The sequence below is a fragment of the Candidatus Methylomirabilota bacterium genome (genome assembly GCA_035764725.1).
Taxonomy (GTDB): domain Bacteria; phylum Methylomirabilota; class Methylomirabilia; order Rokubacteriales; family CSP1-6; genus DASRWT01.
Map to the genome: position 1 here is coordinate 15265 of DASTYT010000147.1, position 15210 is coordinate 30474.

13 protein-coding genes are annotated in these 15210 nt (G+C 68.8%); 3 read left to right on the top strand and 10 right to left on the bottom strand.

Annotated elements, in window-relative coordinates; genetic code table 11:
- Position 1: 1 nt before the first annotated feature.
- The 9 genes from VFX14_24070 to VFX14_24110 all read right to left on the bottom strand — a co-directional run bounded on the left by VFX14_24070 (position 2) and on the right by VFX14_24110 (position 10797).
- Positions 2-853 (bottom strand): ferritin-like domain-containing protein, encoded by an 852-nt coding sequence (locus VFX14_24070; protein HEU5192770.1) that lies wholly within the window; start codon positions 851-853, stop codon positions 2-4.
- Positions 850-2094, bottom strand: a complete 1245-nt coding sequence (locus VFX14_24075; GenBank protein HEU5192771.1) for a sulfotransferase — start codon at positions 2092-2094, stop codon at positions 850-852. The genes VFX14_24070 and VFX14_24075 overlap by 4 nt, the downstream gene beginning before the upstream one ends.
- 4 nt (positions 2095-2098) lie before the next feature.
- On the bottom strand, positions 2099-3562 hold the full coding sequence (gene hpnJ, locus VFX14_24080; protein HEU5192772.1) for a hopanoid biosynthesis associated radical SAM protein HpnJ: 1464 nt from the start codon (positions 3560-3562) through the stop codon (positions 2099-2101).
- Positions 3559-4416, bottom strand: a complete 858-nt coding sequence (hpnK, locus tag VFX14_24085; protein ID HEU5192773.1) for a hopanoid biosynthesis-associated protein HpnK — start codon at positions 4414-4416, stop codon at positions 3559-3561. The genes hpnJ and hpnK overlap by 4 nt, the downstream gene beginning before the upstream one ends.
- Positions 4413-5546: a bacteriohopanetetrol glucosamine biosynthesis glycosyltransferase HpnI gene (gene hpnI, locus VFX14_24090; GenBank protein HEU5192774.1), complete on the bottom strand. Its 1134-nt coding sequence runs from the start codon at positions 5544-5546 to the stop codon at positions 4413-4415. The genes hpnK and hpnI overlap by 4 nt, the downstream gene beginning before the upstream one ends.
- A complete protein-coding gene (locus tag VFX14_24095; GenBank protein ID HEU5192775.1) occupies positions 5543-6469 on the bottom strand; it encodes an NAD-dependent epimerase/dehydratase family protein in 927 nt (308 codons plus the stop codon). Before VFX14_24095 ends, hpnI begins: the two co-directional genes overlap by 4 nt.
- The gene (locus VFX14_24100) at positions 6454-7596 is read right to left on the bottom strand and encodes a DegT/DnrJ/EryC1/StrS family aminotransferase (GenBank protein HEU5192776.1); all 1143 of its coding nucleotides are present in this window, start codon (positions 7594-7596) and stop codon (positions 6454-6456) included. The genes VFX14_24095 and VFX14_24100 overlap by 16 nt, the downstream gene beginning before the upstream one ends.
- 478 nt (positions 7597-8074) lie before the next feature.
- Complete coding sequence (locus VFX14_24105) at positions 8075-9106, bottom strand: trypsin-like peptidase domain-containing protein (protein ID HEU5192777.1); 1032 nt, start codon at positions 9104-9106, stop codon at positions 8075-8077.
- 2 nt (positions 9107-9108) lie between these two features.
- Positions 9109-10797: an amidohydrolase family protein gene (locus VFX14_24110; protein HEU5192778.1), complete on the bottom strand. Its 1689-nt coding sequence runs from the start codon at positions 10795-10797 to the stop codon at positions 9109-9111.
- A gap of 122 nt (positions 10798-10919) precedes the next feature.
- Between VFX14_24110 and VFX14_24115 the strand changes: the two genes are divergently transcribed.
- The 3 genes from VFX14_24115 (at position 10920) to VFX14_24125 (ending at position 14749) form a co-directional block, all read left to right on the top strand.
- The gene (locus VFX14_24115) at positions 10920-12188 is read left to right on the top strand and encodes an MFS transporter (GenBank protein ID HEU5192779.1); all 1269 of its coding nucleotides are present in this window, start codon (positions 10920-10922) and stop codon (positions 12186-12188) included.
- A gap of 202 nt (positions 12189-12390) precedes the next feature.
- Positions 12391-13383 carry a hypothetical protein gene (locus tag VFX14_24120; GenBank protein HEU5192780.1) on the top strand — a complete coding sequence of 331 codons (993 nt, stop codon included), beginning with the start codon at positions 12391-12393 and terminating at the stop codon, positions 13381-13383.
- Positions 13384-13447: 64 nt separating this feature from the next.
- On the top strand, positions 13448-14749 hold the full coding sequence (locus VFX14_24125) for a prolyl oligopeptidase family serine peptidase (protein ID HEU5192781.1): 1302 nt from the start codon (positions 13448-13450) through the stop codon (positions 14747-14749).
- Between the two features lie 28 nt (positions 14750-14777).
- Here the strand turns inward: VFX14_24125 and VFX14_24130 are convergent, their stop codons facing one another.
- Positions 14778-15188, bottom strand: coding sequence for an EVE domain-containing protein (locus tag VFX14_24130; GenBank protein ID HEU5192782.1), 411 nt, complete (start codon positions 15186-15188; stop codon positions 14778-14780).
- Positions 15189-15210 lie beyond the last annotated feature (22 nt).

The window sequence follows — 15210 nt, forward strand, 5'->3', positions numbered from 1 at the left end:
GTCAGCGCCGCTCCGCGAGGCGATGGCCGTTACGCCGCGGCAACCGGGTGATGATGCCGAGGGCGATCCGTGCCATGCGCGGGGCGAACCGGGGCGCGAGGAGCCGTCGATCGAACTCGGCCAGGCGTCGCGTGTTCTCCTCGAGACATGCGGCCAGCACTACTCCGGGAGTGAGATTGTCGACGAAGGCATCGGCGCCGGTGACGATGAAGTCTTTCCCTTCGTCGGTCTCCTTCGAGAACGCCAGTCCCGCCAGCTTGCGCACGGCGCGCAGGTAATGTTGGAGCGCCTTCGGCTGACGGAAGGCCCGCGAGAGCACCCCGCGGCGGGCCTGACGGTACGCGAACCAGTTCAGGAAGAACACGATGTGGCTCGCTTCCTCCTGCATGACCCGATCGAAGATCTCGAAGAGGGCCTCGGGGACGAGCAGATGCTCGCGCGCGAGCTTGAACAGGCCGAACGCCCCAAAGGAGTCGAGGCATTCCTCGAACCCGAAGTCGATGAACGCCTCCACCGCGTCGTCGGGGACCTCGACGTGAATCTCGTCGGCGTGGAGGGCGTAGCGCTCGATCATGTGCCGGATGATGCGCGCGTGGCGCGCCTCCTCGAACGCCTGGAGCTCGAGCGCCCGGCGCACCATGGGGTCGGGCTCCAGCGCCGCGCATGCGCTGATCATCGGCCCGGCGTCCTCCTCCGCCTGGAGCGCATGCGTCCAGAAGGGCAGCCCGCGCAGCAGCGCCAGCGTCTCCCCGTCCAGCGCCGGCCATCCGAGCTCCGCAGGCTCGTAAGGCCGGTGATGGTCGAAGAACGTCCCGCAGAAGAGGCGCTTGTGCGCCTCCGATCCGATCTTCACCGCTCCGCCCCCTGCAGAAACCGCTCGCGATACGGTCGATACCGCGCCCGCTCCTCCTCGGGATCGAGGCCGAACTGCGCCAGCGAGTACTCGTGCGCGCCATGCTTGTCCTTCGGGGTCTCGGCCAGGTACCGCTGCATCCGCTCCTCGGTGCTCGAGGTGAGCGACATGGCAAACCGGTCATAGATCGTCCGCACGGTGCCCAGCGGATCCTTCACGAGGTCGCGGTATCGAACGTCGAAGAGCCGTTCGGGCGGCGCGCACCCGTCGTCGCGGGCGGCGAGGCCGGCCCGGATCTCGTCCGCGGTCAGCTCGGTCACTTCGCGCCCGACCTGGGCCGGGTCCACCCCATTGCTGAACGTCCGGCGAAGGACGGTGTGGAGGCTCGCCTCGGATGCCAGCACCTCGAGCGGCTCCCGGTGCGTCATGATCACGCGGACGTCCGGATACACCGCGCACAGCTCCCTCAGCGCCGGCAGATGGGCGGGCGCCTTGAGAATCCAGCGCGTCCCGGGATAGCGCCACTGGAGCTGTTGAAGAAAGCGCCGGTGCAGCTCATAGGCCGGGCGGAGATCCTGTCCCCGAACCCACGTCTGGTACGAGGGCACGGTGTACATGGAGCAGAACTGGGAGCTGAGGAAGGAATGGCTGAGGATGACGGTGCATTCCTCGGGTAGTCGCGCGCCCACGCGATGGATCCGGCGGAATTCCGGGACGAGCCGGTGGAACCAACGGAGCTGCCTCTCGGTCTTTGCGATCCGGGCATCGTGCTCGTAGCTCGCGCGCTCCGGCGGCGGCGACGGGCTCAGCATCTCCCAGGTCTGGGGGACGCGATTCGCGGGATCCTGCGCGAGGAGACCGTGCAGGAGCGTCGAGCCGCTACGTGGCAATCCCGTGATGACGATCGGGCGGCGAATCTCCTGTGTCGCGATACCGGGACACCGACGCCGATCCGCTTCGAGCTGGAGCCGATTGGCGAGATGACCGACGATCGCCTCGCGGGCGGCGATGCGCCCCAGGAGGTTCAAATGCGCTTCCGTCGCCAGCGCGCGCACGAGCCGGTGGAGGCCCTCCGAGAACGTCATGTCTTCGAACTCGTGCCCCCCGCCGCGGCGTCTCCCGACGGCCAGCAGCTCGCGCACGTCGAGCTCGGCGAATCGACGGGCCGGCCGTTCCATCAAGCGCAGAGCCCGCTGGATGACCTGACGGGCGATCACGTCCGAGAGCTCGGCGGCGCGCATCACGTCAGCAGGCGGGGGACGCGGCGTGGCTCGCCGGACGGTTCTTCCGCTCGCGCAAGAATTCGAAGAACTCGAGGCCCTCACGGAGACGACGCCGCATCACCGTTGGGCTCTTGACCATCTCCCACATGATCTCGGCGATCTTGCTCGGCCGAAAGAAGAACGCGCGGTAGAGCTGCTCCTGCATCTCGAAGATGTCGCGATGGGAGAGATGCGGGTACTCGATCGAGGTGACCTGGAAGCCGTTCTGGCCGACGAGCTCGCCGGACGCGTCCCGCAGCCAGCCTTCTCGCCGGGCCTGATCGTAGAGATAGGTGCCGGGCAGCGCGGCGGGGAGCGACACCTGGATGGTGTGGGGATTGATCTCCTTGACGAACTGGATGGTCTCCCGGATCGTCTCCTTCGTCTCGCCGGGGAGGCCGACGATGAAGGTGCCGTGCATCTTGATTCCCAGCGCGTGACAGTTCGCGGCGAACTGGCGGGCCCACTCGACTTTCATCCCCTTCTTGATGTTGTTGAGGATCTCCTGGCTCCCGGTCTCGAAGCCCACGGTGAGCAGCCGGAGGCCGTTCTCCTTCAGCACCTTGAGGGTCTCGAGGGGCACGTTGACCTTGGCGTTGGTGCTCCAGGTCATCCCGTTCGGCACGAGGACCTCACCGAGGCCGCGCGCGAGGTCTTCCACCCAGGGACGGGCATCCGTGAGGGTGTCGTCGTCGAAGAAGACCTCGCGGATCTGCGGAAAGTATTCGGTCGCGCGCTTCACCTCGCCGACCACGTTCGGCGCGCTGCGCACCCGGTACGTGTGGCCGCCGACCGTGTAGGGCCACAGACAGAACGTGCAGCGCGAGCGGCAGCCGCGACCCGCGTAGAGCGAGACGAAGGGGTAGAGGGCTTCTCCGACCTCGTAGTCCTCGATGCGGAGGTCGCGGCGATACACGTCGACGACCCAGGGCAGCGCCTCCATGTTCGTGAGGGCGCGGTCGCGCGTGTGCGCGATGTCACCGCTCGGTGTGCGATAGCTCAGGCCGTCGATGCGATCCAGGGGGCGGCCCTCGGCCACCTCCTTGCACGTATGGTCGAACTCGAAGCGTGTCACGAAGTCGATCGCTGGCGAGGCTTTCAACGCCTGCTCCGGCTGGACGGCGACGTGCGGACCGACGAAGCCGATGGTCAAGGCCCGATTGGCGTCCTTGAGGGCCTCCGCCGTCTTGAGGTCGGCACGGAACGAGGGCGTGCTGGTGTGGATGAAGCAGAGCTCGAACTCCGTCGCCTCACGCAGAACGGAGTCGAGCGGCAGGTTAGCGGCCGGCGCATCGATGAGCTTGCTTTCCGGCACCAGCGCGGCGGGCTGGGCGAGCCAGGTCGGATACCAGAACGAACGGACTTCGCGCCGGGCCTGATACCGTGAGCCCGCGCCGCCGTCGAAGCCTTCGAAGGACGGCGGATTCAGGAACAACGCTCGCTTCATGGATGGCCTCCTTGCTGGACCACGGACTCGCCGGCCGCCGCGGCGAAGGACGTGAGGCGGATCCCGGCTCGATCGAGGGCGACCCGCACCGCCGGACTCAGGAGCGCGGCGAGCTCGTCTGCGGACGAGGGCGCGAGGGCCCCGTCCGGGGAAGTGGACGGGCGCATCGCGGGGTGACAGTAGATCTCGGTGAGGCCGGGACCGATTTTCGGCACGATGCGGAGCCAGGCCGCTTCGGTCAGTGCGCCCGTGTCGTGGAGCCCGAAGAGCGCGTCGTTCGTCACGATCCCCGCGCCGCGTAGACGACGTCGAGCTCGCAGAGCCCAGGGCGCCATGGTTGCCGCGAGCAGGGCCTGCCGGTGTGGCGGCACGGCGGCCTCCCACGGCACCCGCACCGCGACGGGACGGTACCGACGCGCCAGCTCGACGACGATGCTCAGGACCGAAGGATGAAGGTGAAAGTGATGGTGCGCGTTCACGTGGTCCAGGGGGAGGCCGGTGCTCAGAAGGGCCTCCATCTGGGCCTCGCACTCCGCCCGAGCCTGCTGTCGTGCTCGCGCCGAGACGGCGAGCCGCACCGCGAGCCGGCCCAGGCCGGGCCGGAAGGCGCCCTGCGCATCCACGAGGTCGGGAACGCGCTCCGGCGGGAGAACGGGCCGTCCGTCCACCAAGGTGAGATGCAGACCCACGGGCAGCCCATCCGCCTTGGCGATGGCCACCGCGTCGGCGGCGGCCGGCGCGCCCATCATGAGGCTCGCGCAGGTCAGGATGCCGTCGCGGTGGGCACGTCGGACCGCCTCGTTGACGGCCGGGCTCAGACCGAAATCGTCGGCCGTCACGACCAGGCGCTTCATACCTCGATCAGGCTCTTGCCGTTCAGCGCGAAGACACGGCCTCGCCAGTACACCTTCCGCCCCACGAAGCTCGCCAACCAGACCAGTAGGCCGGCGGCGTCTCGGAGCGGCAGCAGCCACAGGCGGCGAATGCCCTCTCGGTCTCCGAGCAGGGTCGAGCTCACGAGCGTGGTGCCGAGCCGGATGGCGAGCGTGCCGGCCAGCACCAGCCAGGAGCCGGGGCCGCCGCACAGCGCGTACAGGCCGGCGAACGGCACGCCGCGGACGAGGAACGTGAAGAAGAATCCGACGGGGTTGGCCACGCGCGTGTTCTGGTCCCAGTACACCTGGTGCCGCCACCAGACCGAGGGCCGAGGAGCGTCAACCCGGGTCACCGCGACATGCGGTACGAGAGCGATCGTCAATCCGGATGCCATGACGGCACGGCCCAGCTCGAGATCCTCCACGAAGCTGTACGCCATCGGCTCGAGACCTCCGACGAGCGTCAGGGTTTCACGACGGATGGCCTGGGAGGCACCGGGACAGGCGAGCGCCGCGCCGGTCTCCACCGCGAACACCATCGAGGGCACGAAGTCGGTGTTGAGCGACAGCAGCTCGAGCGACTCATAGAGGTTGTCCGCGCCCTCGGCCCGGTACACGGTGCACGCGATGCCCACGCGCGGATTCGCCAGGGGCGCGACGATCGTTCTGAGGTAGTTGGGCTCCAGACGCATGTCGCTGTCTGAATACACCAGCACGCGGCCCGTCGCGTGGCCGGTGGCGTTGAGAAGGTTGGACACTTTGCCGTTGGGCCCCGCGCTCGCCCGGTCGACGACGATCTGGATAGGCACGGTAGGATTCTCGCCACGAATCCGGGCAAGGAGCGGCAGGGCGGGGTCCGCCGAATCCTGGACGGAGAAGATGACCTCGTACCGTGGGTAGTTCTGACGACAGGCCGTCGAGAGATTTTCGTGGATACTCTTCTCGAGTCCGCACACCGGCTTGATCAGGGACACCATCGGGAGCCAGCTCGAATCCGCCGGCGCGTGACGCCGGAAGAAGCGCGCCATCATGACGCTGGTCACGATCCAGTACACGCACGAGATGACGACCGGAACCAGGAGGAGAGCGCTCCAGGCGAGGGAGGTCATCGCCGTGTCCGCGCCCAGGGCAGCGCGCTCTGCTCCACCCATTTGATGTAGCGCTCGGCCCCCTCCTCGAACGTGATCTCTGGTTTCCAGCCGAGTTCGGCGAGCGCCTTTCGGCTGGAGACGACCTTCGGCCGGAGGTCGCCTGGACGCTTCTCCGTGTGCTGTATCTGCACGTCCGGGAAGAACTGACGGACTTTCTCGGCGACGCGCCGCACCTCAATCCGCTCGGGACCGTCCAGGTTGTAGGTCTGGTTCCTCGCCGCCTCCTGTAGCGCGGCGACGTTTCCCAGCGCCAGGTCCTCGACGGCCACGAGACTCCGCCACTGGGTGCCGTCGCCCTGAATCACGATGGGCCGGCCTTGCATGGCGAGGGCCACGAAGCTGGCCAGCACCGTGCCCAGACGCGCCCGCGGGCCATACGGAATCCCGTAGCGCAGGATGGTCGTGTCGACGCCGTAGAGCGTGTGGTACGAGTGGCACAACATCTCGGCCGACAGCTTGGACGCGGTGTAGACGTGGTTGACGCGATTCAGACGTAGGGGTGTGTCCTCGTCGACCTCTTCGGGGTCGGCGAGGGCGTACACCCAGGTGGTGCTCGCCAGGATGACCCGTCCCGCGCCGGTCCGGCGCGCCGCCTCCAGGACGTGCCCCACCGCCATGATGTTGACCTGCGCGCTTTCGACGGGAATGTGGAAGACGTCGTTGACGTCGGAGATGGCGGCCAGCAGATAGAGGGCATCGTAGCGGCCCGCGAGCGCGACGGTGGTGCGGCTGGCGTCCAGGATGTCCGCGACGACGTGACGCACGTCGGGACGATGGGGGCGCATGATGTCGAACACGGTGACGTCGTGGCCCGCGTCCAGGAGCTTGTCGACGACGTGAGAGCCGATGAATCCCGCCCCGCCGATCACGCCGACGCGCATGACGCGATCCTCGACGACAACGTCTCCTGGAGGGCGAACACGACCCGGTCGATCTCCGCTTCGGTCATCCCCGGGTAGATCGGGAGGCAGACGTGACGACGGCACATGTCCTCCGCGACGGGAAGATTCCCCCTCGCCCAGCTCCCGAAGACCGGCTGGCGATGGCAAGGGGTCTCGTACACCTCGCCGCTCAGGCTGACCTTGAACCGCTCCTTCAGCGTTCGCTTGAGGACGAGCCGGTCGACGTCGGAATCGAGCAGCGCGACGTACTTGTAGAAATTCGATCCCGAGCGGTCGTCGGGCAAGAGGGGCTCGATGCCGTCCACGTCGGCAAGCCGCCCGATGTATGCGTCGGCGACGCGCCGTCGCTCGGCGACGAACTGCTCGAGGCGGCCGAGCTGGGAGAGGCCCACCGCCGCGTGCAGCTCGCTGAGCCGCCAGTTGTATCCCATGCGGACGTGAAAGTTGGTAAGGAAGCCCTCCTTGCCCTGATCCCGGTACTGCAGCGCCTGCTCGCGGATCCCGGCATCGTCCGTGACGATCATCCCGCCTTCGCCCGCGGTGATCACCTTCGTCGGGTAGAAGGAGAACGCGGCCGCCCTCCCGAAGGTCCCCGCCATACGGCCGCCCAGGCCGCTCCCGTGCGCGTGGGCGGCGTCCTCCAGGAGAAAGAGTCCACGCTCGCGGCACCAGGCGGCGATCTTCGGCGTGTCCGGGCTCACGAGCCCTCCGATGTGGACGAGCACGACGCCGACGGTCGCCGGGGTGACCGCGGCGGCCACGGTCCCGACGCTGAGAGCCATGGTGGCGCGATCGATGTCGGCGAAGCGCGGCCGACCGCCGGCGTGGATGATCGCGGCGGGCGTGGCGAAGAATGTATTGGTGGGGACCACGACTTCGTGGCCCTCCACGCCCAGCGAGCGAAGAATGATCTCGAGGGCGCTCGTCCCGCTCTGCACCGCGACCGCGTAGCGCGTGCCGACGAGCTGGGCGAAGGCGGCTTCAAAGGCCTGGCCATGTTTGCCGAGCGTCAGGGCACCCGTCCGGAGCGCCTCATCGATCCACTCCAGAATCTGTCTGCGGTCCTCCTCGGGAATGACGATCCTGGCCGCTGGAATTGAGTCCATTGCGTCCCTCCTCGTGTCCCCGCGATGACAGCTGGCGAGGCGCGGTGCCCAGCACGTAGACTCCTGCCCTACAAAGGTGCTAAGGCGGGGTGCTGCGGCTCAGGCGGCGGGTGGGCCCCGGGGGGCGTGCGGCGAGGGGGAAGCTGGAGAAAACAGCGCGTCCTCTCCGCCCGGGACCGGGGCGATGAGGACGAGAAGGGGCGTCAGATCCGTCTGGGCATATGAATCGGTGGTGCCCTTCGACGACGTGGCGAGGGTGATGACGTTGTCATAGTCGTCGTCGTCCCAGAGTCCCGAGATATAGGTTGGATCGAGGGGAGTGGCATAGGCGAGCGCAGCGAGAGCCCCCAGAACCAACACGAGCAGCCAAACGAGCGGTGCTCTCTCTCGCCCCATACGTGGGTCCTAGTTACCGCGACCGCCCCCGACTGTCAAGCGATCGTACGACCCGAAGGTGAGCACGTGCGTGACGGCGACGTTACGGGGCCTTGCCCGTGAGCTCGATCACCTGGCCGGCGCGGAGCACCGACGCCTTGAAGATCTCTCCGGTCTTCATGGCGCCGAGGCGCTCCCGGATCCGGGGAATGTCCGCATCGCTCGTGATCTGGATGCCGGCCATGCTGAGGACGACGTCTCCACGGATCACGATCTCCTGTCCCCCGATCACGGCGATCCGGTCGCCGCCCTGGAGTCCCATCTCCCAGGCGGGCGAGTCCATGGGGACGATGCTAAGGAGCAGGCCGCTGCCGCCTGGGATGTTGAAGGCCTCCGCGAGCTCTCCGGTCAGCACGGTGCCGTGCAACCCGATCCACGCCCATTCCCGCTCCATCAGGAAGTAGCGCGCGCTCTTCATCGTCACCGCGAAGCCGAGCCCTTCGCTGCCGCCACCCTTCGAGATGTTGTGACTGACGATGCCGATGACCTCGCCGGCCAGGTTGAACATGGGCCCGCCGGAGTTTCCGGTGTTGATGGTCGCGGTCGTCTGGAAGAACTCCGCCAGCGGCATCGAGCGGTACGCGGTGTTGGGCAGCCACTTCGCACTGATCCAGCCGGCGCTGAACGAATGCACGAGCCCATAGGGAGCGCCGATGACCAGCACCTGCTGACCCACCCGGACGCCGTCGGAGTCGCCGAGCCGCGCGGGCTGGATGCCCTGCGGCGTCCGCGCGAGCTGGAGCATGGAGAGATCGGCGGCGGGCTCCGAGGCGATCACGCGGGCAGGGATCGCCTCGCCGCCGGAGAACTCCACGGTGACCTCGTCCACGGCATGCACGACGTGGGCCGCGGTGACGACCTTCCCGTCAGCCGAGACCAGGACGCCGGAGCCGATCTCGTTGAAGTACACGAGACCCCGAGAGGCCGTGACCTCGCGCCCCTTCGCCCTGATCATCGCCACCGCAGGACTCACCTTCCGGTAGACGTCCTCGATGTCTTGCGCGTGAGCGCGGCCGGGAACGCCGCCCATGACGGCCGCAACGGCGATGAGCCCCGCGAGAAGCGCAACGGGCATGGCTACGTGGCCCGGATGACGCGGCCGGCTCCCAACACCGCCTCCGGCTCCGGCAGCTTCCCATCGCGGATGACCGGCCGGCCGTTCACGAACGACCACTGGATGCCGCTCGAGCGCGCGACGTAGCGCGGCCCGCCGTCCGGCATGTCGTGGACGATCTCCTCTTCGTGGCAGGCGATCGTGCGCGGGTCGAACACGGTGATGTCCGCGGCGAGGTCGGGGGCGAGACGCCCGCGGTCGGGGATGCCGAAGATCTCCGCCGGGGCGGCGGTGATGAGGCGCACCGCGGCCTCGAGCGACAGGGCCTGACGCTCGCGCACCCAGTGGCCGAGGAGCTGGCTCGTCTGACCCGCCTCCGAGAACTGGGTGATGTGAGCCCCGGCGTCGGAGAGGCCGAGCACCGCGGTGGGATGCAGGAAGATCTCCGCCACCGCGGCCGCGTCGGTATTCATCGTCGCCGACATGAACTCGGTGCGGAAGTCGTCGGCGAGGGCCAGGTCGAGGAAGGAGTCCACCACGTCCTTGCCGGTGTCACGGGCCAGCTCCACCACGCTCTTGCCCGCCAGGCCCTGGAGCTCCGGCTTGACCGCCTTCTTGACCCGCAAGGGCACGATGTCGCCGTTGAAGAGGGCCGAGCGGCGGACGTTCTCGCGGAACTCGGCGCGGAAGTCCCCGTCGGCGAGGATGGCGCGCCACTCCGAGGGCTTGGCTTCCAGCACGCGGCGCCACGCCTTGTAGCGCCCGAACACGAAGCCGTTGGTGATGGTGAAGGTCGAGGTGAGGGGCGAGCACGTGCCCTGGGGATGCAGGCGCAGGCCTTCGCGCCATGCCGCCTCCACCTTCTCGAGGATCTGGCGATGCTCGTCGGGACGCACCGGATTGTGGCGCACCGAGACCATGGTGACCGGCCGGCGCGACGCGCGCGCCAGCTCCGCGTAGCGGTCGACTTCCGCCACGCGGTTCGGGCGACTCCCCCCGATGGTGAGCTCGACGATGCCGCGCCCCGTGGCGCCCATGGCCGCCGCCAGGTGCTCGAGCTCGCGGTCGCTGCCGAGCCGGCTCGGCACGGGCCGGCCGCGATCGCCCACATGGTTCTGGTTGGTCGTCGAGGAGAAGCCGACGGCGCCGTCGGCCATCGCGCGCCGCACCTCCGCGGCCATGCCCTCGAGCTCCTCGGCGGTGGCCTCGCGCTCCCACGCCGCCTCGCCCATGACGAACTGGCGCACCGCGGAATGGCCGATGAGGGGCGCCACGTTGACCCAGAGGGGCAGACGGTCCAGCGCATCCAGATACTCCCGAAACGTCTCGAACTCCCACCGGATGCCCTTCTGCATCGCCTCGAGGGACATGCCCTCGACGTACTCGAGCATCTTCATGAGCGTGAGGCGATCCCCGGGGCGGCAGGGCGCGATGGTGAAGCCGCAATTGCCGGTGACGATGGTCGTCACGCCGTGCCAGGACGTGCAGGAGGCGCTGGGATCCCAGGTGAGCTGGGCGTCGTAGTGCGTGTGGGGGTCGATGAAGCCGGGCGCGACCACGAGCCCGCCCGCGTCGATCTCGCGCGCGCCCCGGTCGGAGACGGCGCCGACCTCGGCGATGCGACCGCCGGACACCGCAAGGTCGCCGGGGCGACCCGGCGCGCCGGTCCCGTCCACGATCAAGCCACCCCGGATCACGAGGTCGTGGGCCATGAGGCTCTCCTCTCGAAGGCGTTCGTGGGTCCGAATCAGCCCGTGGTCGTGAGGGCCCAACTATCCCACTGGACCTCGTGTCCGATCAAGGTAGGGGCGGGAGAGTCTGCTATGGTAGGGCAATGGCCGATCGCGTCCTGGAGAGCTCACCGAGCGTCGCGTCGCGCGCCGGCCTCCAGACCGGCGCCGCCGCGGCCGTCACCAACTTCTCGGTCATTCTGTCGCTGAGCTTCTGTCACCTGCTCAACGACACCATGCAGTCGCTGGTGCCGGCGCTCTACCCCATCCTCAAGGTGTCCTACGGTCTCACCTTCGGCCAGATCGGCCTGATCACGCTGGCCTTCCAGTTCACCGCCTCGATGTTGCAGCCGGTGGTGGGCCTCTACACCGACCGGCGCCCCCAGCCCTACTCGCTCACCGTGGGGATCGGCACCACGATGATCGGGCTGCTCCTCATGTCGCGGGCGGGCTCGTATCCCATGATCCTGCTGGCCGCCATGATGATCGGCATGGGGTCGTCGATCTTCCACCCCGAGGCCTCACGCGTGGCGCGCATGGCGGCGGGCGGCCGCTACGGTCTGGCTCAGTCACTGTTCCAGGTGGGTGGCAACATCGGCTCCGCATCGGGTCCGCTCCTGGCCGCCTTCATCGTGGTGCCGCACGGGCAGGGGAGCATCGGCTGGTTCTCGCTGCTGGCCCTGATCGCGATCGTCGTGCTGATCCAGGTGGGTGGCTGGTACGCGCGTCACCGGACGGCCGCGCGGCCCGCGCGCAGCGCCGCCGGCCGCACCGCGCCCGTGGCCGATCCGACGCGCGCCGCCGCGCTGCCGCGGCGCAAGGTGATCTTCACGGTGGCGATCCTGGTGGCGCTGCTCTTCTCGAAGAACGTCTACAGCGCGAGCCTCGGCTCGTACTTCACGCTCTACTTGATCGACAAGTTCCACCTCCCGGTGCAGACGGCGCAGTTCTACCTCTTCGCCTTCCTGGTCGGTATCGTGTTGGGCACCATCGCCGGCGGGGCGGTGGGCGACCGCGTCGGGCGCATCCCCGTGATGTGGTTCTCCATCCTCGGCGCCTTCCCGTTCGCGCTGATGCTGCCGCACGCGAATCTCTTCTGGACCGGTGTCCTCGCGGTGGTGGTGGCCTTCATCATGGCCTCGGCGTTCTCCGCGATCCTCGTGTACGCCCAGGAGCTGATCCCCGGCCGCGTCGGCCTCGCCGCGGGGATGTTCTACGGATTCTCGTTCGGGCTCGGCGGGCTCGGCGCCGCCGCCCTCGGCCGGCTCGCCGACTACACGAGCATCGCCACCGTGTATCGGCTGACCCCGTTCCTCCTGCTGCTTGGCCTGCTGGTGGCCTTGCTCCCGCGTCAACCCGGCGTGGCGCGATGACGCCGCCACGGCGGGGCGGCCTCCGCTGAGGCAGCGCGCGCGGGCGGGTCGCCCGACCCTCCGGCGCGCTTCCCGATCGAGCCTGGAAAATCTCCGATGTGGACGCGCCAAAGCCGCTCAATTCCACGGATCTTCCCGTTGGCATCCAAGATGCTCTGCTCTGCGCCGGGTCCGAGCGAGAGGCCCCAGGGAGCGCATGTCCATGAACGACCGCAGCATCGCGGAAGGGCTGGCGCTGAATGCGCCACGCCCGCTGCCGTACTGTTCCTATCCGACCGCGGCCGATATCGCGCAGCACGGCGTGCAGCCATTGCCGGAGACGCTGCCGGTGGTGAATTTCCAGCGGGCGCGGCGGCATCGAAGCCGCTGGTATGCCGCGGTGCCCGCCGCGCGGTTGACGCCCGAGCAGGTCCTGCAGCTGGCCGAGGTGGTCGGCACGTCGTTCGCCCGCCGCGAGCCGCAGTGCCGCCATCTGCAGCCGTCGCGGTTTCCGCCCATCGGGCTGCATGAGGCGCGTCACCGCGATCCGTTCGGCACCGCCTCGTTCGGATCCTGGAGCAAGGAGCGGTTGCTCTACTGGTTCATTCGCCTCCTCATCCTGACGGACCCGGCGAGCCCTCGCGACGCCGTCACGGTCAATCCCGGGACGCTCATGCAATCGCTCGCCATCCTCGACGGGGACGGGCAGGTGATCGGCGGCGCGCTCAACGAGACGATGCCGACGCTCGACGCTGCGGCAACCGTCCGGGAGGGGGATCCGTTTTTGGACGCGGTCCTCGCCTACGTGGAGCCGGTGTTCGCGCTGCTCGGCGCCCAGGCCGCGGAGGCGGTGAAGGCCCTGTCCGTCGCCTACCCGCAGTTCCGAGACGCTCTCGTCGCCGGCAAGGTCGGCCATCACTTCATGGTCGCTCGGTCCGATGCGCTCCCGAAAGTCGACACCTTCGAGCTGGTCGCCGAGACCGCGTCGCGCTACCGGGGACTCGGGTTCGTCTTCATGCTCATCGAGGCGACCAACCAGTGGAGGGGCGCCGCGTGCGAGATGCTTGGCGGCGCGCCCGTCCACTTCGCGCCATTCCGCGCGCGGCGTACCGTGCGTCGGAGCACGACGGCTCTGGACGGCGTCGTGACCAGCTCCGACGGGTACCTCGCGAGCAAGGATAGCGGGAGCATGCTCTACGTGATTCGCCTCGCCTAGCTGCTCGGCCGCGCCCCCTTGACGACGGCCGGCGCGCCGTGCGAAGAAGCGCCCGGAGGCCGGGATGCGGCGAGGGGCGAGCGACGCTGGTCGTGACGGATGGGGGCGGGGCCCGCGGTGGGTCACGGCCCCCGTCGCGGTGCTCGTGCTGGGGCTGGCTCTGGCCGGGGCGCGCGGGCCCTGGCTGGAGGCGCCGCGCGCGGAGGCGCAGGGCGCGGCGATCGATCGCGCGGGCCGGTTCGGCGACGCCGACTACATCATCCAGGTGCCCGCGAACTGGCGCGGCGGGCTCGTCGTGTTCGCGCACGGCATTCAGCGCGGGCCCGGGCGGGGCGATGTCTACATGATGCCGATCGCCAGCCACGTCCTCGGACAGGGGCATGCCTGGATCGCGTCCGGCTATCGGGCGCGCGAGTACCAGCCCCATCTCTTCATCGAGGACCTGATCGCGCTCCGCGAGCTCTTCGTGAGAGAGATCGGCCGCCCGCGCTGGTCGGTCATCTACGGGCAGTCCATGGGCGGGCACATCGTCACCGCGTCGCTCGAGCAGCACCCGGAGCTCTACCAGGGCGGCCTCGCCGAATGCGGGCTCGTCGACGGCATCGGCATCGCCGACTATCTGACCGCGTACACCGCCGCGGCCGAGTTGATCTCGGGCGTACCGATCTTCGATGTCCCGGACCGGCTGGCGTTCGGCTCGCTGACCGAGGCCCTCGTACGCACGCTCGGGCTGCCCGGCATGTACACCGCGCAGGGGCGCCAGTTCGACAGCGTGGTGAAGTACTTGATGGGCGCCGACCGCGCGGGGAACGACCTGCCGCTCCGTCTCCAGGGCCTGCGGCCGCGTTACCTGCTCAACGTCATCTATCGTCCCAAGGACCTCGAGAGCCAGACGAACCCCGGGCTCCTGGCGGCCAGCACCGTCCACGTGAGATACCGGATCGATTCCGGCCTGGGCCTCACCGAGGACGAGCTCAATGCGCGGGTCCGGCGCGTTCAGCCCTTCAAGGACGCCCGCACGGCCAACCCGGTGTACGCGGAGCCGACGGGACGCCTGAAGGCGCCGCTCCTCACGCTGCACGAGACGGGCGATGCCTGGGTACCGCTGAGCCTGGAGCAGTCGTACAAGCGGCGCACGATCGCCGCGGGGATGGACCAGCTGCTCGTGCAGCGCGTGGTGCGCGGGCCGGGCCACTGTGCCGTGGAGGGCGCCACCCGTCGTCAGGCGTTCGACGATCTCGTGCGGTGGATCGAGCACGGCGCTCGACCCGAGGGCGAAGACGTGCTCGCCGCCGACCTCTCACGCATCGGGCTCAAGTGGACCCCCTACCTCGATCCGGAGGACCCGCTGGCTCCTCGACGCTGACGACCCCCGCGCCTCCTCCGGGAGCGGCTCAGTCCAGCCCGCCCAACTTGCAGAGGGCGCGCCACTCGGCGTCGGACACCGGCTGCACCGACAGGCGCGAGATCCTGACCAGCGCCATGCCCGCGAAGCGCTTGTCCGCCTTGATCTGATCGAGGGTCACCGGCTTCGGGAGCTTCTTCACCGCCGCGACGTCGATCGCGCTCCACGCCGCGTCGGTCGAGTCGGGATGGGCCTCGGCGATCACCTTGACGATGCCGACGATCGCGCGCTCCTTGCCCGTGTGATAGAAAAACGCCTGGTCGCCCTTCTTCATCGCGCGCAGGTGGTTCTGAGCGGAGAAGTTTCGGATTCCGGTCCACTCGGCGCCCTTGCTCCCCTTCGCGACCTGCTCCTCCCAGGACCAGTCGTCGGGCTCGGACTTCACCAGCCAGTAGGCCATCGCATGCCCTCCTTGCGCGGGC

Coding starts and splice junctions, on each gene's coding strand:
- VFX14_24075 (HEU5192771.1), bottom strand. CDS start 2,094: ATGCGCGCCGCCGAGCTCTCGGACGTGATCGCCCGTCAGGTCATCCAG.
- hpnJ (HEU5192772.1), bottom strand. CDS start 3,562: ATGAAGCGAGCGTTGTTCCTGAATCCGCCGTCCTTCGAAGGCTTCGAC.
- hpnK (HEU5192773.1), bottom strand. CDS start 4,416: ATGAAGCGCCTGGTCGTGACGGCCGACGATTTCGGTCTGAGCCCGGCC.
- hpnI (HEU5192774.1), bottom strand. CDS start 5,546: ATGACCTCCCTCGCCTGGAGCGCTCTCCTCCTGGTTCCGGTCGTCATC.
- VFX14_24095 (HEU5192775.1), bottom strand. CDS start 6,469: ATGCGCGTCGGCGTGATCGGCGGGGCGGGATTCATCGGCTCTCACGTC.
- VFX14_24100 (HEU5192776.1), bottom strand. CDS start 7,596: ATGGACTCAATTCCAGCGGCCAGGATCGTCATTCCCGAGGAGGACCGC.
- VFX14_24105 (HEU5192777.1), bottom strand. CDS start 9,106: ATGCCCGTTGCGCTTCTCGCGGGGCTCATCGCCGTTGCGGCCGTCATG.
- VFX14_24110 (HEU5192778.1), bottom strand. CDS start 10,797: ATGGCCCACGACCTCGTGATCCGGGGTGGCTTGATCGTGGACGGGACC.
- VFX14_24115 (HEU5192779.1), top strand. CDS start 10,920: ATGGCCGATCGCGTCCTGGAGAGCTCACCGAGCGTCGCGTCGCGCGCC.
- VFX14_24120 (HEU5192780.1), top strand. CDS start 12,391: ATGAACGACCGCAGCATCGCGGAAGGGCTGGCGCTGAATGCGCCACGC.
- VFX14_24125 (HEU5192781.1), top strand. CDS start 13,448: ATGCGGCGAGGGGCGAGCGACGCTGGTCGTGACGGATGGGGGCGGGGC.
- VFX14_24130 (HEU5192782.1), bottom strand. CDS start 15,188: ATGGCCTACTGGCTGGTGAAGTCCGAGCCCGACGACTGGTCCTGGGAG.